Genomic DNA, 21,934 nt, shown 5'->3' on the forward strand with positions numbered 1-21,934 from the left:
ACCCCCACTCCCACGTTGACGGAACGCCCCGATCGACCCTGGCAGCGCAGGGTCGGTATCGGGCTTCAGTACCACCACGAACTGGTGCGACTCGTAGCCGAGCGATGCCGGAGCGCCGCCGCCGTGGCGAAGCCTTCGAACCGAGCGTCGCCCGATGAGTTCCAGGGCGCACAAGCCGATTGCGGAGGCAGTTGACGTTACAAGGGTGGCGAGTACCCGCGTGTTCGCGAGAGACGACCGAGTGCCTCGCGTAGACCGCTTCGCGATTGCCCCCGTGCACACCCGGATGCGGACCTAGCGCGCTGCGAATGCCTCCCGCCCTCGCGTGCACTCGGGGGAACTCTAGTCGGCACGGGCGACCTCCCGGCGGTTCGCCGCGGCCTTGAGCCATCCGGTGGGGCGCTCGCGCACCCACCCGTCGAGGTCGAGCAGGCCGAGCGTCGCGCGCACCTCGTCGACCGCGAGCCCGGCCGCCGCGGCGACGTTGTCGATCGTGCGGGGGCTCCGCTCGCTGAGGGCGTCGAGCACCCGCGACGCGACACCGCTCGAGTCGGACGCGGCCTCGGACGCAGCCGACGAGTTCGGCGCGCCTGGCGCGCCGCGGGCCGCACCGGAGTTCTCGTCCGCCACCAGCTCGGCCGCCTCGCCCGGATTCGTGACGCACACCACCGGCGCCTCCCGCAGCAGCCGGTGGCAGCCCGCCGACGCCGAGCTGGTCACCGGTCCGGGGACCACGCCGACCGGACGTCCCAGCGCGAGCGCGTGATGGGCGGTGTTGAGCGAGCCGGAGCGCCAGCCCGCCTCCACGACGACCGTCGCGCGGGTGGCCGCGGCGATCAACCTGTTGCGCTGCAGAAATCTCCAGCGCGTGGGGGCGGTTCCGCACGGCACCTCCGCGATCGCGGCGCCGCGCTCGACGACGCGGGTCAGCAGGGCCTCGTGTCCGCTCGGGTAGAACCGGTCGAGCCCGCCCGCGAGCACCGCGATGGTGTCGCCCGCGCTCGCGAGCGCCGAGCGATGCGCGATGCCGTCGATGCCGTAGGCGGCACCCGAGACGATCGCGAAGCCGCGGTCGGCGAGGCCGCTCGCCAGCTCGACCGCCACGTGCTCGCCGTAGCCGGTGGCGGCGCGCGCGCCCACGATCGCGATCGAGTTCTCGAGCGCGTGCAGCGCCTCGCGCCGGCCGCGCAGCCACAGCGCATGCGGGGCGTGGGCTCCCAGGTCGCCGAGCAGCGCCGGCCACTCCGGATCGCTCGGCACCACCAGCTGCACGCCGAAGCGCTGCGCCTGGCTGAGGGCGCGGATGACCTGGTGGGAGGAGCGGCGCGGTCGCCACCGCAGCACCGCCTCCCGCAGCAGCTCGACGCCGGGCGAGTCCCCCGTCGCCTCCGTCAGCTCTGCGGAGAGCTCCCGCGCGGCGCGCTTCTCGTCGTCGCCGAGCCGCACGAGCCGTTCGAGGGCTCCGGGCGCACCGAAGGCCTGCACGAGCAGGCCGCTCAGCGCATCCCCCGGTTCGGCGAGGTGGCTCCACGCGGCGCGCGCGAACCGCTCCGCCGTCTCGTCCGGTGCCGCCGCGGCTCCCGGCGCGCTCACCGCGCGGACGAGCGGGCCCGCCACGTCGTCGTCCACACCTGCGATGCTCATGCCGCCGCCTTTCGAAGCAGAAGTGCCCGACCCACCTGGTCGGAGCCGGGTCGGTCGACGCCGTCGAGGTCGGCGAGGGTCCACGCGACGCGGACGATGCGGTCGAATCCGCGCATCGTGATCGCCCCGCGCTCGAGCGCCCGGTCCAGCACGCCGGTGGCGCCGGGTGAGGGGCGGCCGGCCTCGGTGCGAAGCCAGGCCCCGGGCACGTGCACGTTGAGTCGCCACGGGGTGCCCCGAAGCCGGCTCCGGGCCCGCTCACGCGCCTCAGCGACGCGGGCCCGCGCCCGGGTCGAGTCGGTCGCCTCGGACCCCGCCAGTCGCAGCTGGGCCGCCGTCATCCGCGGAATCCGGAGCTGGATGTCGACGCGATCCAGCAGCGGCCCGCTGAGCCGGCCGAGATAGCGTCGCCGGGCCATGGCGGTGCAGGTGCAGATCAGGTCGCGGGCGCCCGCGTTGCCGCACGGGCACGGGTTCGCCGCGAGCAGCAGCTGAAACCGGGCGGGAAACTGCGCCGTCGCGTTGGCGCGCGCGATGCGGATGACCCCCGACTCCAGTGGCTGTCGCAGCGCATCCAGCGCACCGGGCGCGAACTCGGGAGCCTCGTCGAGAAACAGCACCCCGTGCGCCGCCCGCGCCGCCGCCCCGGGGCGGATCAGCGTCGCTGCCGCCCCCGACGATCGCCGCCGCACTCGCGGTGTGGTGCGGGGCCTCCAGCGGCGGGCGGGAGGGCAGCTCCCCCGCGACCGGCAGCCCCGCGAGCGAGCGGATGCAGGAGACCTCGAGCGCCTCCGCCGGCTCCAGGTCGGGGAGGATGCCGGGAAGCCGCGCCGCGAGCATCGTCTTGCCCGCACCGGGCGGCCCCAACAGGAACATGTGGTGTCCGCCCGCGGCGGCCACCTGCAGCGCCTCAACCGCGTCCCGGTTGCCGAGGATCTCGGAGAGGTCGCCCGCCCGCTCCTCGGTGTGGTCGGGCGCGATCGGCCCCCGCGCGAGCGGCTCGACCTCGACGGGCTCCAGCTCGGCGCCGTGCCAGATCGCCGCGTCGCGCAGGCTGGCGATCGACACGACGCGGATGTCCGGGACCAGCCCCGCCTCCGCCGCGTTGCCCGCCGGCACCAGCACGGTCGCGAAGCCGGCGCGCCGGGCCGCCAGCACCGCGGGCAGCACTCCCGGCAGCGGCCGGAGCCGCCCGTCGAGCCCGAGTTCGCCGACGTGCACCACCCCCGCGACCGAGTCGGCGGAGACGGCGCCGTCGGCCGCGAAGGCGGCCATGGCGATCGCGAGGTCGAAGCCGGAGCCGTGCTTGGGCAGCGCCGCAGGCGACAGGTTGATCGTGAGCTTGCGTGAGGGCAGCGGGATCCCTGAGTTCTGGGCCGCCGCGCGCACGCGATCGCGCGCCTCGCCGAGCGCCGCATCGGGCAGACCGATCAGGACGAAGGCCGGAAGCTGCTGCGAGATGTCGGCCTCGATCTCGACCACGGCGCCGTCGATGCCGAGGAGCGCGATCGCGTGAGCGCGCCCGACCGGCATCAGAACACGCCCTCGAGGTGGTCGATGCGCGCAGGTGCGTCAACCGGCGCGATCACGCCGACCGCGTCGATGCGGATCCGACCCACGGGCTGCCCGGCCGCGCGCCGATGCTCGCACCACTCCCCCGCGAGCCGTCGCAGCCGCGCGAGCTTGACCATGGTGATCGCCTCCAGCGGATGCCCGTAGCCGAGGCCCGCCCGCGTCTTCACCTCGACGAACACCGTCTCGTCGCCGTCGCGCAGCACCAGGTCGATCTCGCCGCTCGGGCAGCGCCAGTTGCGATCGAGCACCACGAGTCCGCGCTCGGTGAGGTGGTGCTCGGCGATGCGCTCGCCGCGCCGTCCGAGTTCGTCTTTGGCCGCCATGCACCGAGGATGCGCGCTCGGCCCCGGGCGCGAACGAGCCCGCATCCGATCGGCGCACTGCGCCGCGAATCGAGCGCTGCGGAGGAGTCGAGGTCACCGCATCGCGAGACCGCGCCGACCGCCCGCCGCGCGGCTACTCGGGCGAGCCGAGGTCTCCGGACTCCTCGAGCTCCCGCCGCCGCCGCTGCGCGGCGCGCGTCAGCGCCCAGGTGATGCCGATCACGAGGCCGACCATCACCAGGGTGACCGTCAGCACGATCGGGAGGTAGAGATCCATGGGATGCCTACTCGTCGAGCGCGAGCTCCTTGGGGAGCTCCAGGTCCTTGTCGCCGCGCACCTCGACGTTGACGTCCTTGAAGGTGAGCACGCGCACGCTCTTCACGAAGCGGTCGGCGCGGTAGACATCCCACACCCAGACGTCGTTCATCGTCAGCTCGAAATAGAAGTCGTGCTCGGTGTCCTTGCGCTCGAGCGACACCTCGTTCGCGAGGTAGAAGCGGCGCTCCGTCTCGACCACGTACTTGAACTGTCCCACCACGTCGCGGTACTCGCGGTAGAGGGCCAACTCGACCTCACGGTCGTAGTCCTCAAACTCGTCGTCATCCACGGCTGCGAGTCTAGTTCGTCAGGCGCCCGGCGACTCGACCGCGACATCCAGGGTGGGTTCGCGCAGCCAGGAGCGGCGGTGCAGCGGATGCGGACCGCGCGCCTCCACCGCGGCGTAGTGCGCGGCGCTCGCGTAGCCCTTGTTGCTCGCCCAGCCGAACTCGGGAGCCTCCTCGTGCGCCGCGATCATCAGGCGATCGCGGTGCACCTTGGCGAGCACGGAGGCGGCCGCCACGACGGCGCAGTCGCGGTCGGCCTTCACCTGGGTGATGACCCGCGGCAGCACGCTGCGCCGCGGCAGGGCGGCCGTGAGCCAGTCGTGCGAGCCGTCCAGCAGCACGACGGCGCCCTGGAAGTCGACGCCGGAGGCGTGCAGCTCCCCGAGCGCGCGGCTCGCCGCGAGGCCGAGCGCCGCGATGATCCCGCGCGCCTCCACCTCGGCGGGGCTCGCCAGCCCCACCGCGGAGCGCGGCAGCCAGGCGCGGGCGAGCGGTTCGAGCGCGTCGCGGCGCTTCTCGCTCAGCAGCTTCGAGTCGCGAAGCCCCGCGGGCACCGGGGCCGCATCGAGTTCGTCGAGCGACGCCGCCGAGACCCCCACCGCGACCGGACCGGCGATCGCGCCGCGGCCCACCTCGTCGCAGCCGATGACGAGTGCAGCCCCGTCGGCGAACAGGGCGCGCTCCCGTTCCAGGGTCGGTTCAGCGACAGCCATCGCGGCGGATCACTCGCCGCCCGTCGTGGCCTGCGGGCTCGGAGTCCCGACCTCATCCGTCTCGTCCTCGCCGGACGGCGTCGCGACCGCGTCATCGACGCCGGAGAAGGCGAACTCGTGGTTGTCGAGCCAGGTCCAGCGGTCCACCGGCCACGAGATCAGGAACGCGCGCCCCACGACATTGTCGTAGGGAACGAAGCCGTTGCCCGGCTTGTCACGGTTGTAGCGGGAGTCGGCGGACTCGTAGCGGTTGTCGCCCATCACCCACAGCGAGTCCTCCGGCACCGTGACGGTGAAGTCGTCGCGGGAGACCTTCGTCACCCCGTCCGGAAGCAGGACGTAGGGCTCGTCGATCGGGATGCCGTTGATCGACAGGCGTCCGTACTCGTCACAGCAGGTCACGACATCGCCCGGCAGGCCGATGACGCGCTTGATGAGGTGGTCGTTGCTGTCCGGGGCGGTGAGGCCGACGAACGACAGCACCCAGTCGAAGGCGGCCGCGAGCGGCTCCTGCTCGACGGTCGGCTGCGGCACGAGCCAGCCGCCCGGGTCCTGGAACACGACGACGTCGCCGCGCGAGATCGGCACGACCCCGGGCACGAGCTCGTTGACGATGATGCGGTCGTTGACCAGCAGCGTCGACTCCATCGACTCCGACGGGATGTAGAACGAGCGGATCAGGAAGGTCTTGATCAGGAACGAGATGACGACCGCGGCGACGAGGATGACGAGCACGTCGCGTAGGAAGCGGAGCACGCCGGAGCCGCGACGCGGTCGCTCGGGCCCCGGGGCCTCCGCGGGAGGCGCCAGGGGAAGGGATCGCTCGGATCGCGGTCGTTGTGAATACATTGCACCTCGGTTGGCTCGAAGCAAGCATAGGTTGCAACTGCGCTCACGCGGCGGTAGTGCGCACCGCGTGTGTCGAGTTACGCTCACGGTTCACTGACCGTGAAAAGACGAATCCCGGCGCCGGAGGACCGGGCCGGGATTCGAGCGGGACAGCTCGAGAACTCAGTTCTCGCGCTTCTCCTTGATCTTGGCCTTCTTGCCGCGCAGGTTGCGGAGGTAGTAGAGCTTCGCGCGACGCACGTCACCGCGGGTGACGATCTCGATGTGATCGATCACCGGGGAGTGCACCGGGAAGGTGCGCTCGACGCCCACCTGGAAGCTGATCTTGCGGACCGTGAAGGTCTCGCGGATGCCCTCGTTCGAGCGGCCGATGACGACGCCCTGGAAGACCTGGATACGCGAGCGCGAACCTTCGACGATGTTGACGTGCACCTTGACGGTGTCGCCCGGACGGAAGTCGGGGATGTCGCTGCGCAGGTTGGCTGCATCGACGGAGTCGAGAATGTGCATGTCAGTTCGCTCTCTGCGTTCGCCACAGGTCGGGACGCGGGGTATCGGTGATGAAGAAGAAAAGTTGTGCTGTTCGGCAGAACCGCGACTCCCCTATGGCAGAGTCGCGCCGGGCACAAACGCTTATTCTGCCATATTCGGGGCCGCTCAGAAAACCGGCCGGCGTCGGGCCGTGCTCGCACCGCCCGAAGTGGCTAGGCTCGTGCGGTGATTGAATTGCGCACCCCGGCCGAAATCGATGAGATGCGCGCGGCGGGCGCGTTCGTGGCGAGCGTTCTGGAAGCCACGCGCGATGCCGCCGCGGTCGGCGTCAACCTGCTCGAGCTCGACGCGCTCGCACACGACATGATCCGCTCCGCGGGTGCCGAGTCCTGCTACATCGACTACCACCCCTCGTTCGGCGGTTCGCCGTTCGGCAAGGTCATCTGCACCTCGGTGAACGACGGCGTGCTGCACGGCCTCCCCCACGACTACACGCTGCAGGACGGCGACCTGCTCACGCTCGACTTCGCCGCCGGCCTCAACGGCTGGGTCTCCGACTCCGCCTTGACGATCGCCGTCGGCACGCCCCGCGAGGAGGACCTGCGCCTCATCGAGATCACCGAGAAGGCACTCGAGGCGGGCATCGCGGCCGCCGTCGTCGGCAACAAGGTGGGCGACATCTCCGGCGCCATCGGCGAGGTCGCCAAGGCGAACCGGCTGAAGATCAACCTCGACTTCGGCGGGCATGGCGTCGGCCGCATCATGCACGGCGACCCGCACATCCCGAACGACGGCCGCCGCGGACGCGGCCTGCCGCTGCGCGCCGGCCTGGTGTTCGCGATCGAGCCGTGGTTCCTGCACACCACCAACAAGATCTACACGGATGCAGACGGCTGGACGCTGCGCTCGCGCGACGGCTCCCGCGGCGCGCACGCGGAGCACACGATCGCGGTCACGGACGACGGCCCCGTCATCCTGACCCAGCGCTCGAGCTAGGACTCCGCCGGCGGAAGCAGCTCCGGCCGCACGCGGCGGGTGCGCTCCACCTGCTGCTCGTGACGCCAGGCGGCGATCGCAGCGTGGTTGCCGCTGAGCAGGATCGGCGGCGTCTCCAGGCCCCGCCAGACGGCGGGCTTGGTGTAGCTGGGGTATTCGAGCAGGCCGTCCTCGTGGCTCTCCTCGACGAGGCTCTCGGGGTTTCCGACGACGCCCGGCACGAGACGGCCGATCGCCTCGACCATCGCCATCACGGCGACCTCGCCGCCGTTCAGCACGTAGTCGCCGAGGCTGACCTCGCGCACCTCGGCCACCTCGGGACGGGTGCGAGCGTGCTCGATCACCCGCTGATCGATGCCCTCGTAGCGGCCGCAGCAGAACACCAGATGCGCGGTGTCGCTCAGTTCGCGCGCGGCGGCCTGGGTGAACAGCGAACCGGCCGGGCTCGGGAAGATGACGACGGCATCCTGGGCGCCGGTGAGCACGGCATCGAGCGCCTCGCCCCACGGCTCCGGCTTCATGACCATGCCGGCGCCGCCGCCCGCGGGGGTGTCGTCGACGGTGCGGTGGCGGTCGTGCGTGAAGTCGCGCAGGTCGTGCACGCGGACGTCGATCAGGCCGGTCGCCCGCGCCTTGCCGAGCAGGGAGACGTCGAGCACGGAGAAGAACTCCGGGAAGATCGTGACGATGTCGATGCGCACCCGTTGAGCCTAGCCACCTCGGCGCGCGACGCTACTCGGCGGCGTCGGGCTTCGCGTCGGGCTTCGCCTCGGCGTCGGCGTCGTCGGGCGCAGCCGCGGCAACGTCGGGCGCAGGCGTCAGCGCCGGGCGCACGTGCGTCAGCGGCAGCGGAGTCGTCAGCGGAGTCGTCAACGGAGGCAGCGGCGTCGGTCGACGCGGGCGACGCGGTCGGCTCGGGCTCGTCGGGCAGGTCTTCGAACAGACCCGCGGGCGGCGTCACGGTGACACGGCCCGCAGCGACGTCGACCTCGGGGACGATCGCGGCCACGAACGGGACGAGCACCTCGCGCTCGGCGGTGCGAATGGCGAGCAGATCCTGCGCCGGGAAGTGGTCGACACGCACGACGCGCCCGATCTCGACGCCGTCGCGGAAGGCCTTGAGGCCGACGAGCTGGTGGTCGTACCAGGCGTCCTTCTCTTCGGGCAGCTCGGCCGTCTCCTGGTCGACCCAGAGGATCGCCTTGACGAGCGTCTCGGCGGCCGTGCGGTCGTCGACGCCGACGAAGAATCCGACCGGCTGCGCGTTGTACCAGCGCAGCTCGACGAGTTCGAGCGTCTTGCCGTGCCACGGCGACGAGGACGGAACCTGCAGCGAGAAGCTCGATCCCGGTGCGAACCGGCGATCCGGGTCGTCGGTGTAGAGCTCGATCTTCAGCGCGCCCTTGAGGCCGTGTGCTTTCGTCAGGCGTCCGACTCGGAGCTGCGTGACGCCGGCGCGCGGACCGGACCCTCCACCGGGTCGGGGAGTTGTGGGGCTCACGCCTCGTCGGTGTCGACGACGTCAACGCGAACGCGTCGACCGTCGGCGAGGGCGTTGACGAGCGTGCGCAGTGCCTTGGCCGTGCGACCGGCGCGGCCGATCACGCGGCCGAGGTCCTCGGGGTGCACGCGCACCTCGAGGACCTCCCCACGAGCAGAGCTCGAGGAATCCACCTGAACATCGTCGGGATGCTCGACGATCCCCGTGACGAGATGCTTCAGAGCGGATGCCAGCATGATGACTACGCCTGGTCGGCGTCGGCCGGAGCCTCGGCGGGTGTCTCGTCGGCGGGAGCCTCGGCAGCGGCCTCCTCGGCAGCAGCCTCAGCCTTGGCCTCGGCCTTCTTCTCCGCCTTGGGCTTGAGAACCGGCTTCTTCTTCTCGTCGACGACGAACGCGACGGGCGCTTCCTTGGTCTTGATGGTGCTCTTGGCACCCTTCTCGCCCTTGAAGATGCCCCAGTCGCCCGAGAGCTTGAGGAGGGCCGCGACCTGCTCGGTCGGCTGCGCGCCGACGCTCAGCCAGTACTGGGCGCGCTCGGAGTCGATCTCGATGAACGAGGGCTCCTCGGTCGGGTGGTACTTCCCGATCTCTTCGATGACGCGACCGTCGCGCTTGGTGCGCGAGTCGGCAACGACGATTCGGTAGTACGGCGCACGGATCTTTCCGAGGCGCTTGAGGCGGATCTTGACAGCCACGATTCTCCTGAAACGTTGAATGAAGGTCGAACTGCTCCCGTGCGCGTGGGGCACACTCGGCAGGAAAGTTCTGAAGGGGGATCGTCCGCGACCGGATAGAGGGTCGGGCAGCGGGGACCCAAAGAACTATTCTGGCAGATTTCGCCGCGAACTGTGAACAGGTCGGCGGATGCGCAGGATCAGGTGGCGGCGGGAGGCGCGACGGCGGGTGCCGGCGGCGACGCGGTCGGTGGGCGCGAGCGCCGTCGGCTCAGCGCGACGCCGAGCAGGCAGATCGCCCCGCCGAGGACGGCGAGGATCGCGGGGATCTCGCCGAGCACGATCCAGGCGAGCAGGATGACGAGCGGCGGCACGATGTAGGTGGAGACGCCGAGCCGCCCCGCGGGCATCCGCGCGAGGGCGTAGCCCCACGTGGTGAAGGCGAGCGCGGTGGGCACGATCCCGAGGTAGACGACGCCGACGATCGCGAGCGCGCTCGCGTCCCGCGCCTCCGCCGCCAGTTGGCTCACGAAGGGCAGCGTGGCGAGCGCCCCGACGACGCAGCCGACGAACGTGGTCTGAATCGCGGGGATCCGGCGCGAGACCGGTTTCTGCGCGAGCACCCCGGCGGCGTAGGTGACGGCGGCGAGGAGCGCCCAGAGCATGCCGACGAGGTCGATCTCTCGGCCGGGCACCGCGACGCTCGAGGCGAGGCCGATGACGACGACGCCGAGGAAAGCGACCAGCGCGCCGATCACGAGCCAGCGCGGGACGCCCTCCCCCAGCAGCACGCCCGCGCCGAGCGCGATGAGGATCGGCCCGATGTTGACGATCATCGCCGTGGTGCCCGCATCGAGCGTGTGCTCGGCGAGGTTGAGCGCCACGTTGTAGGCGCCGAACCACGCGACGCCGTAGAGCGCGAGCAGCAGCCATTCGCGGCCGGTCGGGCGCACCCAGGTGCGGCGCACCGCGACGAGCAGCCCGAGCGCCAGCGTGCCGACCAGCAGCCGCCCGAGCGCGAGGGCGCCGCCGCCGATCTCGGGCGCGACATCGCGGATGACGACGAACGCGCTCGCCCAGGCCAGCAGGGTGACCGCGATGGCGGCGAGCACGAGGAGATGCTCGCGGGGCGCGGAGCGGGCAGCGTGGTTCACGCCCCCACGCTACGGCTACGGCGACGGTGCGTCCGCCGGAATCCGGTCAGCCCTCGACCGATTCGCGCCACGCGAGCAGGCGGCGGATCGGCGCCGGGTCGAAGTCGGGCCCGTCGATGGCGGCGATGAAGAACCGCACCCCGAGCTGAAGCTGCGCCTCGAGGACGGCCGTGTCCAAAGATCCGAGCCCGCGCGTGCTGGTGCCGCTGGCGACCACGATCTCGGCGGGGTCCCGACCGACGACCTCGCACCAGTGCCGAAGCACCCCGAGCTTGCGCACCAGCGCGTCCGGGTCGGCGAAGCTGTGCCAGATGTCGGCGTGCTCCGCGGCGATTCGCAGCGTCTTCTGCTCTCCGCCCCCGCCGATGAGGATCGGGATGCGCCGCGTGGGCGCCGGGTTCACCTGGCCCCAGCGCGAGCGGATCCGCACCAGGTCCTCGGCGAGCGCATCCAGGCGGCCGCCGGGCGTTCCGAACGGGTAGCCGTACCCGACGAAGTCCCGTTCGAACCAGCCGGAGCCGGTTCCGAAGATGAAGCGCCCGGGGCCGTCTTTGGCGCTGATGTGGTCGATCGTTCGCGCCATATCGGCCTGCAGGTCGGGGTTCCGGAAGGCGGAGCAGTTGACGAGCGGGCCGAATTCGACGCGCGACGTCTGCTCCGCGATCGCGGCGAGCGTGGTCCACGCCTCGAAGTGCGCGCCCGCAGGGTCGCCGGTGAGCGGGAAGAAGTGATCCCAGTTGAAGATCGCGTCGACCCCGAGGTCCTCGAACCGCAGCACGGCGTCGCGGATCGCGCCGTACCCGGTGTGCTGCGGGGTGAGCTGAACGCCGATTCGGAGGCGCTCGGTGGTGGCGAAGCCCATGCGGCGAGCCTACCTCAGAGTTGAGACATTCTCGGTGGCTGTGGCGGGCTCGCCGTCCCGCTCAGACGGCGGCCGCGGCGCGCGCCGCGGCCGGGGCCGCGTCGAGGATGCGGCCGATCGCGAGCTCGTCGTGCGAGGCGGAGACGAACCACGCCTCGAACACGCTCGGCGGCGGCATCACACCCTGGTCCAGGAAGGCGTGGAACAGCGCCGGATACCGCTCGGCGCGCTGGTCCTGCACCTCGCGGTAGGTGCGCGGCAGCTCAGCCCGGAAGGCGAACGAGAACAGGGTCCCGGCCCGCGGCACCACGTGCTCGACCCCCTCCGCCGCCAGCGCGGCGGAGACCCCCGTGGCGACGGCATCCGCGGCCGCCGCGAGGCGCGCGTAGGCGGCGTCGTCGGCGAGGCGCAGCGTCGCGAGCCCCGCGGCGACCGCGACCGGATTGCCGCTCAGCGTTCCCGCCTGGTAGACCGGCCCCAGCGGTGCGAGCAGCTCGAGCAGGTCGGCGCGCCCGCCGATCGCGGCGACGGGCAGCCCGCCGCCGATCACCTTGCCGAAGCAGACCAGGTCGGGCAGGTATCCCTCGCCCGCGTCGACCTCGATGCCCCAGTAGCCGGCGGGCCCCGCGCGGAAGCCGGTCAGCACCTCGTCGACGATGAGCAGAGCGCCGTGCTCGTGGCAGACATCCCGCAGCGCGCGGGTGAAACCGGGCACCGGCGCGACGACGCCCATGTTGGCACCCGCCGATTCGACGATGATCCCGGCGATCTGATCCGGATGCTGGGCGAACGCGGCGCGCACGGCGTCGAGGTCGTTGTAGGGCAGCACGATCGTCTGGCTCGCGGTCGCGGCGGTGACGCCCGCCGAGCCCGGGAGCGCCTGCGTCGCCAGCCCCGAGCCCGCCTCGGCCAGCAGTCCGTCGGAGTGGCCGTGGTAGTGGCCCGCGAACTTGATCACCAGGTCGCGTCCGGTGGCGCCGCGCACCAGGCGGATCGCCGTCATCGTCGCCTCGGTGCCGGTCGAGACCAGTCGCAGCCGCTCGATCGGGGCGAGCCGCACCCCATCGGGGCCGGTGCGCGCGAACCGCTCGGCGATCAGCTCGGCGAGCTCGACCTCGCCCTCGGTGGGCGCGCCGAACGACAGCGCGCGGGCGGCGGCGCGCTGCACCGCGTCGACGACCTCGGGATGCGCGTGCCCGAGCAGCGCCGGACCCCAGGAGCCGACCAGGTCGACGAGTTCGGTGCCGTCGGCATCCACGACGTACGCGCCGTGCGCGGAGGCGAGGAAGCGCGGAGTTCCGCCGACCGAGCCGAAAGCGCGCACGGGCGAGTCGACCCCGCCGGGGAGGATGCGACGCGCGCGGTCGAACAGCTGCTCGGAGCGCGAGGGCTCGCGGGCGGTCACTTCGCCCACTCCGCCAGCTCGAGCGCCCAGTAGCTGAGCACGGCGTCGGCGCCGGCGCGGCGGATCGAGATCACCGACTCCTCGATCGCCCGACGGCGGTCGATCCAGCCGTTCGCGGAGGCGGCTTCGATCATCGCGTACTCCCCCGAGACCTGATACGCCCACACCGGGACGGGGCTCTCCGCCGCGACCTCGGCGAGCACATCCAGGTAGAAGCTGGCCGGCTTGACCATGACGATGTCGGCGCCTTCGGCGACGTCGAGCGCCGCCTCGCGCAGCCCTTCGCGGCCGTTGGCGGGGTCGAGCTGGTAGCTGCGACGGTCGCCGCGCAGCTGCGAGTCGACGGCGTCGCGGAAGGGGCCGTAGAGCGCGGAGGCGTACTTCGCCGAGTACGCCAGCAGCGCGACGTCGGCGTGTCCGGCGGCGTCGAGCGCGTGACGGGCGACCGCCGTCTGGCCGTCCATCATCCCGGACAGTCCGAGCAGGTGGGCCCCGGCCTCGGCCTGGGCGACGGCGGCCTGCGCGTAGACCTCCAGGGTGGCGTCGTTGTCGACCGCGCCGTGGGCGTCGAGCACGCCGCAGTGGCCGTGGTTGGTGAACTCGTCGAGGCACAGATCCGCCTGGATCACCGTGGCGTCGCCGACCTCGACGACGGCGGCGCGGATCGCGCGGTTGAGGATGCCCTTCGGGTCGAGGATCCCCGATCCGGTCGCGTCGCGGGTCTCGGGCACCCCGAACAGCATGATGCCGCCGAGCCCGGCCTCGGCCACGCGGGCGGCCACCCGGCCGACCTCGGAGAGCGGATGCTGGACGACGCCCGGCATCGAGAGGATCGGCTGGGCCTCGGTGATGCCTTCGCGCACGAACACCGGCAGCACGAGCTGCGACGGCGTGAGGTGGGTCTCGCGCGCGAGGGCGCGCACGGCGGGCGTGCGGCGCAGTCGGCGCGGTCGGATCGTGGGTCCGCTCATGCGGAGTCGTCCTCTCGGTCGTGGGCGGGTCGACGCTCGCCCGCCGCGGGCGGCGACCAGCGCCCCGCGAGCACCTGCTCGACCGCGTCGGCGAGCGCCGTGGGGGTGCGGTCGAGCGCGAAGCCGTCGACGCGGAGTCCGACGTCGCGCGTGGCCTCGGCGGTCGCCGGGCCCATCGCGATCAGGTGCGTCGTCTCGGGCAGCGGCGCGCACTGGCTCTGCACCTCGTGGCCGACGCTGCCGGAGCTGACGACGAGGGCGTCGAACTCGCCCGCGCGGATCCGCTCGACGAGCCGCGGTGGAGCGGGGACCGCCTCGATCCGGTAGGCGACGAGCGCGGTGACCTCGTGCCCGAGATCGGCGAGGCCCTCGGCGAGCAGCGGGGCGGCGAGCTCGGACTGCGGCACCAGGATGCGTCGCCCCGTGGTCGCGGCGAAACTCGGGTCGGCGAGGAGTCCGCGCGCCGAATGCTCGGCCGGCACGAGCGACACGGTCAGACCGGTGGCGGTGAGCGCGCGCGCGGTGGCGGGGCCGACGGCGGCGACGCGCGTGCTCTCGGGGATGTCGAGATCGAGCGCGGCCAGCTCACGCACGGTCGCCTGGCTGGTCACGATCACCCAGTCGAATCCGCCGGAGACGAGCTGGGTCACGGCGTCGCGCCACGGCTGGGCGGCGGCGGTCGCGGTGCGGATGAACGGGGCGAGCTCCGGATGCGCGCCGCGCGCCTCGAGCTCGGCGGCGAGCTCCTGCCCGAACTGCGGCGAGCCGGCGATCAGGACGCGGCGGCCATCGAGTGCCCCGGTCATGACGCCACCAGCCCGTCGAGGGCCGCGTCGGCGCGCATGCGCTCGCGAAGCTCGGCACCCACGCGGTGTCCGAGGGCGAGGGCGACGTCGAGCTGCTCCGCGGGGGCGCCGGGGACTCCGGAGCCCCATTCCGCGTCGCCGGCGGCGTCGGCGAGCGCCGCCCCGTCGGGGCTGATCACCCGCGCCCGCAGCCGCAGGCGGTCGTCCGCGACCTCGGCCCAGGCCGAGATCGGGGCCGAGCAGCCGGCCTCCAGCTCGGCGAGCACGGCACGCTCGGCGACGGCCGAGGCGTGCGCCGCCGGATCGTTGACAGCGTCGAGGGCCGCCAGCAGCGCCGGAGGGGCGTCCTCCCGCACCTCGAGCGCGAGCGCGCCCTGCGCGGGAGCGGGCATCAGGGCGTCGAGGTCGAAGAACTCGGCGACGGCGTCCTGGCGGCCCAGGCGGGCCAGCCCCGCGGCGGCGAGCACGACGGCATCCAGCCCCTCGTCGAGCTTGCCGAGCCGAGTGTCGACGTTGCCGCGGATCGCCTCGATCCGCAGGTCGGGACGCAGACGCAGCAGCGCGGCGGCGCGGCGCGGAGAGCCGGTGCCGACGCGCGCGTTCGGCGGCAGCTCCGCGAGCGTCCGCCCCTCGCGCGTGCAGAGCGCGTCGCGCGCATCCGCCCGCTCGGGCACCGCGACGACCCGCAGACCCGGGTACGCGGCGACCGGCAGGTCCTTGAAGGAGTGCACGAGCAGCTCGCACGCGCCGTCGAGCAGCGCCTCACGCAGCCGGGTCGCGAAGACCCCGGTCGTGCCGAGGCCGGTGAGCGGTCCGCGAAGGTCGTCGCCCTCGCTGCGCAGCGGAACGAGCGGAACGGGGGTGCCGAGCACGCCGGCGAGCGTCTCGGCGACCTGGCCGCTCTGCGCGAGCGCGAGCTGGCTGCCCCGCGTTCCGATGCGCGCGGAGGTCACGGGGCGACCCCGGAGACCGCCGGTTTGAATCCGGCGCGGACGTTCTCGCAGCAGCCGGGGCGGCACACGTCGAACCACGGCCCGAGCTCCGTCAGCGCGGGGCGCTCGGCGGGCGGGGTGCCGTCGCGCCGCTCGAGAACGAGGTCGACGAGGCCGCGCACGAAGGCGGCGTGCGACCCGGGGGTCGCGACGCGGACCGACAGCAGCCCGGCCTCCTCGGCCGACTCGGTCGCCTCGTTGTCGAGATCCCAGAGCACCTCCATGTGGTCGGAGAGGAACCCGACCGGCACGATCGCCACGGCTCGCACGCCCTCGGCGGGCAGCTCGGCGATGCGGTCGTTGATGTCCGGCTCCAGCCACGGCTGCGTGGGCGGGCCCGAGCGCGACTGGTAGACGAGCTCCCAGTTCAGTCGGTCGAGGCCCAGCGCGCGGGCGGCCTCGGCCGCCACGATCTCGCTCACGGCCAGGTGCTGCGCCGCGTAGGCGCCGCCCTCGCCGAAGTCGCGGTCGCGGGGACCGCTGCGCTCGGCATCGGAGGTCGGGATCGAGTGGGTGGCGAACAGCACGCGGATGTCGCGGGCGGCATCGGCGCCGTCACCCAGCTGTGCGAGCAGGTCGCGCACGCCGTTCGTGAGGGCCTCGATGAAGGGCTCCACGAATCCGGGGTGGTCGAAGTACTGGCGCACCTTGTCGATCGTCACCTCGCCGTGGAGGCCCGTGGCCTCGAGCGCGAGGGCGAAGTCCTCGCGGTACTGGCGGCAGCTCGAGAACGAGCTGTAGGCGCTCGTCGCGATGCCGAGCAGCGTGCGGTGCCCGTCGTCGTGCGCCGCCTGGACGGCGTCGGCGAGGTACGGGTCCCAGTTGCGGTTGCCCCAGTACACGGGCAGGTCGATGCCGCGCCGGGCGAGCTCGGCCTCGAGCGCCGCCTTCAGCTCGCGGTTCTGGTCGTTGATCGGGCTCACCCCTCCGAAGTGGCGGTAGTGGTGGGCCACCTCCTCGAGGCGCTCCTCGGGGATTCCGCGCCCGCGGGTCACGTTCTTCAGGAACGGGATCACGTCGTCCTGGCCCTCCGGTCCGCCGAACCCGGCGAGCAGGATCGCGTCGTAGGCGACCGGCGTCGCGACGTGCTCGGGGCCGTCGGCCGCCGGCTGGCTCGCGGCGAGCACTCGCGGCGGGGCGCCCGTGGATCCGAGGTTCTCGGCGCTCACGCGAGCACCTCCGCCAGCTCGGTCGAGGCGATGCGGCGTCCGGTGTAGAACGGCACCTCCTCGCGCACGTGGCGGCGCGCATCCGTGGCGCGCAGGTCGCGCATCATGTCGACCAGGTCGGTGAGCGAGTCGGACTCCATCGGCAGGATCCACTCCCAGTCGCCCAGCGCGAACGACGCGACGGTGTTGGCGACGACGCTCGTGAACGCGGCGCCGGCGCGGCCGTGCTCGGCGAGCATGGTGCGACGCTCGGCCTCGGGCAGCAGGTACCACTCGTAGCTGCGCACGAAGGGGTAGACGGTGAGCCATTCGCGGGCGTGCTCGCCGCGCAGGAAGCCGGGCACGTGCGCCCGGTTGAACTCGGCGTCGCGGTGCACGCCCATCGCGTTCCACACCGGGAGCAGCTCACCCAGGACGGTGCGGCGGCGCAGCTCGCGCAGGGACCGCTGCAGGCCCTCGGCGCTCGGGCCGTGCAGCCAGACCATCAGGTCGGCGTCGGCGCGGAGCCCGGAGACGTCGTAGATGCCGCGGGTCACGACCTCGGCCGCGGCGAGATCCCGCACGGCGGAATCGAGGCGCTCCGCGACCTCGGCGGGATCGGAGACGTCCGGCGCGGTGAGCGGCGGACGCTGGAACACCGCCCAGAGCGCGAAGCCGGAGGACGACGATGACGGTGACGACATGGGGGCGATTCTTTCATGGCGAGGTGGGCGGTGACGGTGAGCGGGGGCGACGGCGGATGCCTCAGCCGGCGCGGGCGGCGACGACGGCTCGCGCGTGCGCGATGACGCGCGCGAGTCCCGACCCGGCGACCGCTGCGCCGACGCGCAGCACGGCGGCGGATTCCGGGGGCGTCACGCGTTCGGACTGGCTCCAGTGCGCGACGTGCGCGACGACCGGTTCGCGGCTCGCGAGGTCGAGGCCGAGCAGCCGCGACGCGTCGGCGAGCGCCCGGGCGCGCAGCGCGGCGTCGTCGGCGCGGTGGCCGTCGTAGCTGACGCGCAGCGCGTGGCGGTGCGGCACGAGCCGGGCGGCGAGCCACGGCCACTTGGCGCTGGAGTGGGTGAGCGCGCGCGGCACGTCGCCGCCGGAGCGAGTGACGAGCACGCCGGTGCCGCGGGGCGCCGCGTCGAGTTCGGGGGCGTCGAGAACGAGCGTGACGACCGTGGTGCGGCTGGCGGCGGGTCCCGGGCGCGCGTCGATGACGAGATCGTCGCCCGGCTCCCCCGCCTCGCGTGCGTCGTCGAGTCGGATCTTCGCGCCGAGCTCGCGCAGGCGCGCCTCGAGGCTCTGCACCAGCACGTTGATGCCGCCGTCGAGCCCGGCGACGGCGGCGCCCGCGGGGCGGTTCTCGCGGATCCGGCGCACGGCCGCGCGCAGCGAGCGCGTGCGCCCCTGGGTCAGGATCTCGGGCAGCACGTCGCGCACACGCAGCTGATCCGGCGAGCGCGAGTACACGCCCTCGGCGATGGGCGCGACGAGCCGGTCGGCGATGCGCGCGCCGACCCGGCGTCGCACCAGCGCATCCACGGTCTCGTCGCCGCTCACCTCGCCCAACGGCACGACGGCGTCGCCGAGCGCGCGCAGCACGCCGCGAAGCCCGATGACGCGGCGCACGTCGCGCGAGAGCACGCTCTGCGGGATGCCGAGCACGCCCGTCGCCGGCAGCGGCAGATCGCCCGCGGGCCCGCTCAGCCAGGCGCTGCGCGGAGACGGCGCGACGATGCGGGAGGCGAGCCCCAGCTCGTCGAGCAGCGCCGCGACCGTGCCCTGCCGAGTCGCGAAGCTCTCGGCGCCGACATCCAGCAGAACCTCGCCGCCGAGCCCGTCCGGAACCGGGATCGCGTGGATCGTGCCGCCCACCCGGTCGCTCGCCTCGTGCAGGGTGACCTGCCAGCCGCGTTCGGCGAGCTCGCGCGCCGCGACCAGGCCCGCGATGCCGCCCCCGATGACTCTCGCGTGCGGCATGTCAGAGCGAGTGCACCAGCTCGACGATGCGCGTGAGCACCGTCGGGTCGGTGTCGGCGGGAACGCCGTGGCCGAGGTTCACGACGTGCGCCGGCGCCGCCTGACCGCGCCGCACGACGTCGCGCACGTGCGCCTCGAGCACCTCCCACGGGGCCGTCAGCAGCGCCGGATCGATGTTGCCCTGCACCGGCACGCCCGCGCCGAGGCGCGAGACCGCGACGTCGAGCGGGATGCGGTGGTCGATGCCGACGACGTCGACCCCCGCATCGCGCATCGCGGGCAGCGGCTCGAAGCTGCCGGTCGCGAAGTGCACGAGCGGCGCCCGATCCGCCCCCTCGCCGAGCGCGGGGCGCACGACGTCGAGCGCGCGGCGCGAGGCGGGAGCGGCGAAGCGCTCATAGTCGGCGAGCGAGAGCCCGCCCGCCCAGGAGTCGAAGAGCCGCAGCGCGCTGGCTCCCGCCTGCACCTGCGTCTGAAGGAAGCGCCCGGTGAGACGCGCGAGCCAGTCGACGAGCGCATCCCAGGTCTCCGGCTCGGCGTGCATGAGCCGCCGGGCCTGCAGCTGATCGCGATCCGGGCCGCCCGCGACGAGATAGGCGGCCAGGGTGAACGGGGCGCCGGCGAAGCCGATGAGGGGCGTCGCCTCCAGCTCGGCGACGGTGAGCGCGACGGCGGCCGCGATGGGCGCCATGTCGACGCCCTCGGGGTCCGGCAGCGCGTCGATCTGCGCGCGGCTCGTCACCGGGGTGGCGAACACCGGCCCGCGTCCGGCGACGATCTCGACGTCGAGCCCGGCGAGCTTGAGCGGCACCACGATGTCGCTGAAGAAGATGCCCGCGTCCACGCCGTGCCGACGCACGGGCTGCAGGGTGATCTCGGCGGCGAGCTCCGGGGTGAGGCAGGCGTCGAGCATCGCGTGGCCCACGCGCAGCTCGCGGTACTCGGGCAGCGAGCGTCCGGCCTGGCGCATGAACCAGACGGGCAGGGTCTCGGGGCGGGTGCCCCGCATCGCGGCGAGCAGCGGGGAGTCGGCGACGACTCCGGAGCGCAGCGGATGGGTCGGAGGCAGGGCGTCGGATGGCATCAGTAAAGTCTCGCATCCCGTGACTTAGACTTTGCCGGTGCTCGCCTGCGTTACCGCCCATCACCGTGTGACGCCTCTCCCCATTCTCGAGAAGCTCGCGAGCGACCACGACGGCATCGCCGAGCAGCTGGTCGCCGAGTTCGACTGCGTCAACGGCGCGATCGTGGTGGCGACCTGCAACCGCTTCGAGGCCTATCTGGACCTCGAGGAGCCGCTCAGCCCGGCGAGCGAGATCGGCTTCGAGATCGTGCTGGAGCAGCTCAGCGAGCGCAGCGGGGTGCCGTTGGCCGATCTGGAGCCCTCGCTGCAGGTGCACACCGGGATGCGCGCGGTCGAGCACCTGTTCGCCGTGGCCTCGGGCCTCGAGTCGGTCGTCGTCGGCGAGACGGAGATCGCCGGGCAGGTGCGCACCGCGCTGGAGCAGGCCCGCCGCGCCGGAACGACCTCACGCGATCTGGAGCGCGCCTTCCAGCAGGCCTCGCAGACCTCGCGCGGCGTGCGCGCCGCGACCGGGCTGGAGACCGTCGGCCGCTCGCTCGCCGAGCTCGCGCTCGAGCTGGCCTCGAGCCGCATCGACTCCTGGGAGACGGCACGCGTGGTGCTGATCGGCACCGGGCAGTACGCGCGCGTCGCGGTCGCCGCGCTGCGACGTCGCGGGGCGCGCGACATCGCGGTGCACTCGCGCTCGGGCCGCGCCGCCGCCTTCGGGATCCCGCGCGGGCTCACCCCGCTCGAGCACGAGGAGGCGCCCGCCGCGCTCGCGGCCGCCGACGTGATCGTCACCTGCTCGACCGGAGACATCGTGGTCGAGGCGGCGGAGCACGCCGGCACGCGCGACCGCTTCGCCCAGCGCCACCCGCAGCTCATCGTCGACCTGGGGCTGCCGCGAAACGTCGACCCGGCGATCTCGACCCTGGCCGAGATCACCCTGCTCGACCTCGAGACGGTGCGCCTGCACGCCGGACTCGACGAGTTCGCCGTCTCCGACGACGCCCGCGCGCTCGTCTCGCACGCGACCGACAGCTTCGCCGCCGAGTCCCGCGAACTCGACGCGGTGCCCGCGATCTCGGCACTGCACCGTCACATGGCGGGCATCCTGGATGCCGAGCTCGCCCGCTCCGCCGCGCGCGGCGAAGGGCCCGAGGTCGCGGCCGCGCTGCGCCACCTCGCCGGGGTGCTGCTGCACGAGCCGACGGTGCGGGCCCGCGAGCACGCCCGGGCGGGCGAGGCGGAGCGCGTGGATGCGGCACTCGAGACGCTCTTCGACGTCACCGTCGATCGGTCCGAGCGCCGCGGCCGCGGCAGCCTCGACGCCGCGGCCGGCTAGCGCTGCGCGTTCGCGGCGTCGCGCCAGGCGAGCCAGCGGCGCACCGTCTGCACGTCGTAGTCGGGACCGGTGATCCCGATCGTGAACAGGCTGACGCCCAGTTCGCGCAGCGCGTCCGCCTCGTGCTCGTCGCGGTTCCGCAGCTCGTTCGAGATCTCGATCTCGGAGACGTCGCGCCCGACCGCGGCACCGTGCTCGGCCAGGATGCCGAGCTTGCGCTGCAGGTCGGCCGGGGCCGCGAAGCTGTGCCAGATGTCGGCGTGCTGGGCCACGATCCGCAGCGTCTTCTTCTCGCCGCCGCCGCCGATGAGCACGGGGATCTTGCGCGTGGGCGGCGGGTTCAGCTTCGCCCAGCGCTCCTCGATGCGCGGCATCGCCGCCGCGAGGTCGTTCAGGCGCGAGCCGGCCGTGCCGAACTCGTAGCCGTACTCGACGTAGTCCCGCTCGAACCAGCCCGAGCCGGTGCCGAAGATGAAGCGGCCGGTGCCGTCCTTGGCGCTGATGTGGTCGATCGTGCGGGCCATGTCGGCCTGCAGGTCGGGGTTGCGGTAGCTGTTGCAGTTCACCAGCGCGCCGAACTCGACCCGGCTGGTCAGCTCCGCCCAGGCGGCCAGCTCCGTCCACGACTCGAAGTGCAGGCCCTCGCGGTCGCCGGAGAGCGGGAAGAAGTGGTCCCAGTTGAACAGCACGTCGACGCCGAGCTGCTCCAGCTCGAGGACGGTGTCACGGATGTGCGGGTAGAGGGTGTGCTGCGGCGCCATTTGCACGCCGAGTCGGACGGGGCGAGAAGTCATTGCTCGACGCTATCGCGCGGCGAGGGC

23 protein-coding genes and 2 pseudogenes are annotated in these 21,934 nt (G+C 73.0%); 2 read left to right on the forward strand and 23 right to left on the reverse strand.

The window, feature by feature from the left end; genetic code table 11:
* Positions 1-342 precede the first annotated feature (342 nt).
* From dprA to rplS, 8 genes and pseudogenes are all read right to left on the reverse strand, one after another.
* A complete protein-coding gene (gene dprA, locus AC0L6Y_RS08055) occupies positions 343-1,644 on the reverse strand; it encodes a DNA-processing protein DprA (protein WP_473550600.1) in 1,302 nt (433 codons plus the stop codon).
* Positions 1,641-3,177, reverse strand: a pseudogene (locus tag AC0L6Y_RS08060) (YifB family Mg chelatase-like AAA ATPase). Before AC0L6Y_RS08060 ends, dprA begins: the two are co-directional and overlap by 4 nt.
* Positions 3,177-3,542, reverse strand: a complete 366-nt coding sequence (locus AC0L6Y_RS08065) for a YraN family protein (protein ID WP_473550605.1) — start codon at positions 3,540-3,542, stop codon at positions 3,177-3,179. The pseudogene AC0L6Y_RS08060 and the gene AC0L6Y_RS08065 overlap by 1 nt, the downstream one beginning before the upstream one ends.
* A gap of 133 nt (positions 3,543-3,675) precedes the next feature.
* The gene (locus AC0L6Y_RS08070) at positions 3,676-3,819 is read right to left on the reverse strand and encodes a hypothetical protein (RefSeq protein ID WP_473550608.1); all 144 of its coding nucleotides are present in this window, start codon (positions 3,817-3,819) and stop codon (positions 3,676-3,678) included.
* Positions 3,820-3,826: 7 nt separating this feature from the next.
* On the reverse strand, positions 3,827-4,150 hold the full coding sequence (locus AC0L6Y_RS08075) for a DUF2469 family protein (protein WP_473550611.1): 324 nt from the start codon (positions 4,148-4,150) through the stop codon (positions 3,827-3,829).
* Between the two features lie 18 nt (positions 4,151-4,168).
* The gene (locus AC0L6Y_RS08080) at positions 4,169-4,861 is read right to left on the reverse strand and encodes a ribonuclease HII (protein ID WP_473550614.1); all 693 of its coding nucleotides are present in this window, start codon (positions 4,859-4,861) and stop codon (positions 4,169-4,171) included.
* A 9-nt stretch (positions 4,862-4,870) separates the two neighbouring features.
* On the reverse strand, positions 4,871-5,617 hold the full coding sequence (gene lepB, locus AC0L6Y_RS08085; RefSeq protein WP_473550617.1) for a signal peptidase I: 747 nt from the start codon (positions 5,615-5,617) through the stop codon (positions 4,871-4,873).
* A gap of 255 nt (positions 5,618-5,872) precedes the next feature.
* Positions 5,873-6,220, reverse strand: a complete 348-nt coding sequence (gene rplS / locus AC0L6Y_RS08090; protein WP_473550619.1) for a 50S ribosomal protein L19 — start codon at positions 6,218-6,220, stop codon at positions 5,873-5,875.
* Positions 6,221-6,427: 207 nt separating this feature from the next.
* On the opposite strand from rplS, the gene map reads away from it, so the two are divergent.
* Positions 6,428-7,198, forward strand: a complete 771-nt coding sequence (gene map, locus AC0L6Y_RS08095) for a type I methionyl aminopeptidase (RefSeq protein WP_473550622.1) — start codon at positions 6,428-6,430, stop codon at positions 7,196-7,198.
* Here map and trmD read toward each other — a convergent pair.
* The 14 genes and pseudogenes from trmD to hemE all read right to left on the reverse strand — a co-directional run bounded on the left by trmD (position 7,195) and on the right by hemE (position 19,786).
* Positions 7,195-7,899, reverse strand: coding sequence for a tRNA (guanosine(37)-N1)-methyltransferase TrmD (gene trmD, locus AC0L6Y_RS08100; protein ID WP_473550625.1), 705 nt, complete (start codon positions 7,897-7,899; stop codon positions 7,195-7,197). The genes map and trmD overlap by 4 nt on opposite strands.
* Before the next feature lie 164 nt (positions 7,900-8,063).
* Positions 8,064-8,624 (reverse strand): annotated as a pseudogene (gene rimM, locus AC0L6Y_RS08105) (ribosome maturation factor RimM); the annotation flags it as partial.
* 71 nt (positions 8,625-8,695) lie between these two features.
* Positions 8,696-8,935 carry an RNA-binding protein gene (locus AC0L6Y_RS08110; protein ID WP_294179190.1) on the reverse strand — a complete coding sequence of 80 codons (240 nt, stop codon included), beginning with the start codon at positions 8,933-8,935 and terminating at the stop codon, positions 8,696-8,698.
* A 5-nt stretch (positions 8,936-8,940) separates the two neighbouring features.
* Positions 8,941-9,396 carry a 30S ribosomal protein S16 gene (gene rpsP, locus AC0L6Y_RS08115; protein ID WP_473550628.1) on the reverse strand — a complete coding sequence of 152 codons (456 nt, stop codon included), beginning with the start codon at positions 9,394-9,396 and terminating at the stop codon, positions 8,941-8,943.
* Positions 9,397-9,575: 179 nt separating this feature from the next.
* Positions 9,576-10,529, reverse strand: a complete 954-nt coding sequence (locus tag AC0L6Y_RS08120) for a DMT family transporter (RefSeq protein WP_473550632.1) — start codon at positions 10,527-10,529, stop codon at positions 9,576-9,578.
* Positions 10,530-10,575: 46 nt separating this feature from the next.
* Entirely contained in the window at positions 10,576-11,391 is an 816-nt protein-coding gene (locus AC0L6Y_RS08125) for an LLM class F420-dependent oxidoreductase (protein WP_473550635.1), read from the reverse strand.
* Between the two features lie 61 nt (positions 11,392-11,452).
* Positions 11,453-12,805, reverse strand: a complete 1,353-nt coding sequence (gene hemL / locus AC0L6Y_RS08130; RefSeq protein WP_473550637.1) for a glutamate-1-semialdehyde 2,1-aminomutase — start codon at positions 12,803-12,805, stop codon at positions 11,453-11,455.
* Positions 12,793-13,767 (reverse strand): porphobilinogen synthase, encoded by a 975-nt coding sequence (gene hemB, locus AC0L6Y_RS08135; protein ID WP_473550639.1) that lies wholly within the window; start codon positions 13,765-13,767, stop codon positions 12,793-12,795. Before hemB ends, hemL begins: the two co-directional genes overlap by 13 nt.
* Positions 13,764-14,573, reverse strand: a complete 810-nt coding sequence (locus AC0L6Y_RS08140) for a uroporphyrinogen-III synthase (RefSeq protein WP_473550642.1) — start codon at positions 14,571-14,573, stop codon at positions 13,764-13,766. The genes hemB and AC0L6Y_RS08140 overlap by 4 nt, the downstream gene beginning before the upstream one ends.
* A complete protein-coding gene (gene hemC / locus AC0L6Y_RS08145; protein WP_473550647.1) occupies positions 14,570-15,526 on the reverse strand; it encodes a hydroxymethylbilane synthase in 957 nt (318 codons plus the stop codon). Before hemC ends, AC0L6Y_RS08140 begins: the two co-directional genes overlap by 4 nt.
* Positions 15,523-16,734 (reverse strand): ferrochelatase, encoded by a 1,212-nt coding sequence (locus AC0L6Y_RS08150; protein WP_473550650.1) that lies wholly within the window; start codon positions 16,732-16,734, stop codon positions 15,523-15,525. Before AC0L6Y_RS08150 ends, hemC begins: the two co-directional genes overlap by 4 nt.
* Positions 16,731-17,417: a hydrogen peroxide-dependent heme synthase gene (gene hemQ, locus AC0L6Y_RS08155; RefSeq protein WP_473550654.1), complete on the reverse strand. Its 687-nt coding sequence runs from the start codon at positions 17,415-17,417 to the stop codon at positions 16,731-16,733. Before hemQ ends, AC0L6Y_RS08150 begins: the two co-directional genes overlap by 4 nt.
* A 61-nt stretch (positions 17,418-17,478) precedes the next feature.
* Positions 17,479-18,702 (reverse strand): protoporphyrinogen/coproporphyrinogen oxidase, encoded by a 1,224-nt coding sequence (locus AC0L6Y_RS08160; protein WP_473550657.1) that lies wholly within the window; start codon positions 18,700-18,702, stop codon positions 17,479-17,481.
* 1 nt (position 18,703) lies between these two features.
* Entirely contained in the window at positions 18,704-19,786 is a 1,083-nt protein-coding gene (hemE, locus tag AC0L6Y_RS08165; RefSeq protein ID WP_473550661.1) for a uroporphyrinogen decarboxylase, read from the reverse strand.
* A gap of 67 nt (positions 19,787-19,853) precedes the next feature.
* Between hemE and AC0L6Y_RS08170 the strand changes: the two genes are divergently transcribed.
* On the forward strand, positions 19,854-21,113 hold the full coding sequence (locus AC0L6Y_RS08170) for a glutamyl-tRNA reductase (RefSeq protein ID WP_473550665.1): 1,260 nt from the start codon (positions 19,854-19,856) through the stop codon (positions 21,111-21,113).
* Here the strand turns inward: AC0L6Y_RS08170 and AC0L6Y_RS08175 are convergent.
* Positions 21,110-21,907: an LLM class F420-dependent oxidoreductase gene (locus tag AC0L6Y_RS08175; RefSeq protein WP_473550668.1), complete on the reverse strand. Its 798-nt coding sequence runs from the start codon at positions 21,905-21,907 to the stop codon at positions 21,110-21,112. The two genes, AC0L6Y_RS08170 and AC0L6Y_RS08175, sit on opposite strands and share 4 nt — an antisense overlap.
* Positions 21,908-21,934 lie beyond the last annotated feature (27 nt).

This window comes from Pseudolysinimonas sp. 10J20-29 (genome assembly GCF_055809595.1).

Excerpts from the sequence above, each read along its gene's own strand:
- rplS (WP_473550619.1), bottom strand. The coding sequence starts at position 6,220 with ATGCACATTCTCGACTCCGTCGATGCAGCCAACCTGCGCAGCGACATC.
- AC0L6Y_RS08080 (WP_473550614.1), bottom strand. The coding sequence starts at position 4,861 with ATGGCTGTCGCTGAACCGACCCTGGAACGGGAGCGCGCCCTGTTCGCC.
- AC0L6Y_RS08070 (WP_473550608.1), bottom strand. The coding sequence starts at position 3,819 with ATGGATCTCTACCTCCCGATCGTGCTGACGGTCACCCTGGTGATGGTC.
- AC0L6Y_RS08175 (WP_473550668.1), bottom strand. The coding sequence starts at position 21,907 with ATGACTTCTCGCCCCGTCCGACTCGGCGTGCAAATGGCGCCGCAGCAC.
- AC0L6Y_RS08125 (WP_473550635.1), bottom strand. The coding sequence starts at position 11,391 with ATGGGCTTCGCCACCACCGAGCGCCTCCGAATCGGCGTTCAGCTCACC.
- hemB (WP_473550639.1), bottom strand. The coding sequence starts at position 13,767 with ATGAGCGGACCCACGATCCGACCGCGCCGACTGCGCCGCACGCCCGCC.
- hemQ (WP_473550654.1), bottom strand. The coding sequence starts at position 17,417 with ATGTCGTCACCGTCATCGTCGTCCTCCGGCTTCGCGCTCTGGGCGGTG.
- AC0L6Y_RS08065 (WP_473550605.1), bottom strand. The coding sequence starts at position 3,542 with ATGGCGGCCAAAGACGAACTCGGACGGCGCGGCGAGCGCATCGCCGAG.
- hemE (WP_473550661.1), bottom strand. The coding sequence starts at position 19,786 with ATGCCATCCGACGCCCTGCCTCCGACCCATCCGCTGCGCTCCGGAGTC.
- AC0L6Y_RS08110 (WP_294179190.1), bottom strand. The coding sequence starts at position 8,935 with ATGCTGGCATCCGCTCTGAAGCATCTCGTCACGGGGATCGTCGAGCAT.
- dprA (WP_473550600.1), bottom strand. The coding sequence starts at position 1,644 with ATGAGCATCGCAGGTGTGGACGACGACGTGGCGGGCCCGCTCGTCCGC.
- AC0L6Y_RS08160 (WP_473550657.1), bottom strand. The coding sequence starts at position 18,702 with ATGCCGCACGCGAGAGTCATCGGGGGCGGCATCGCGGGCCTGGTCGCG.
- AC0L6Y_RS08140 (WP_473550642.1), bottom strand. The coding sequence starts at position 14,573 with ATGACCGGGGCACTCGATGGCCGCCGCGTCCTGATCGCCGGCTCGCCG.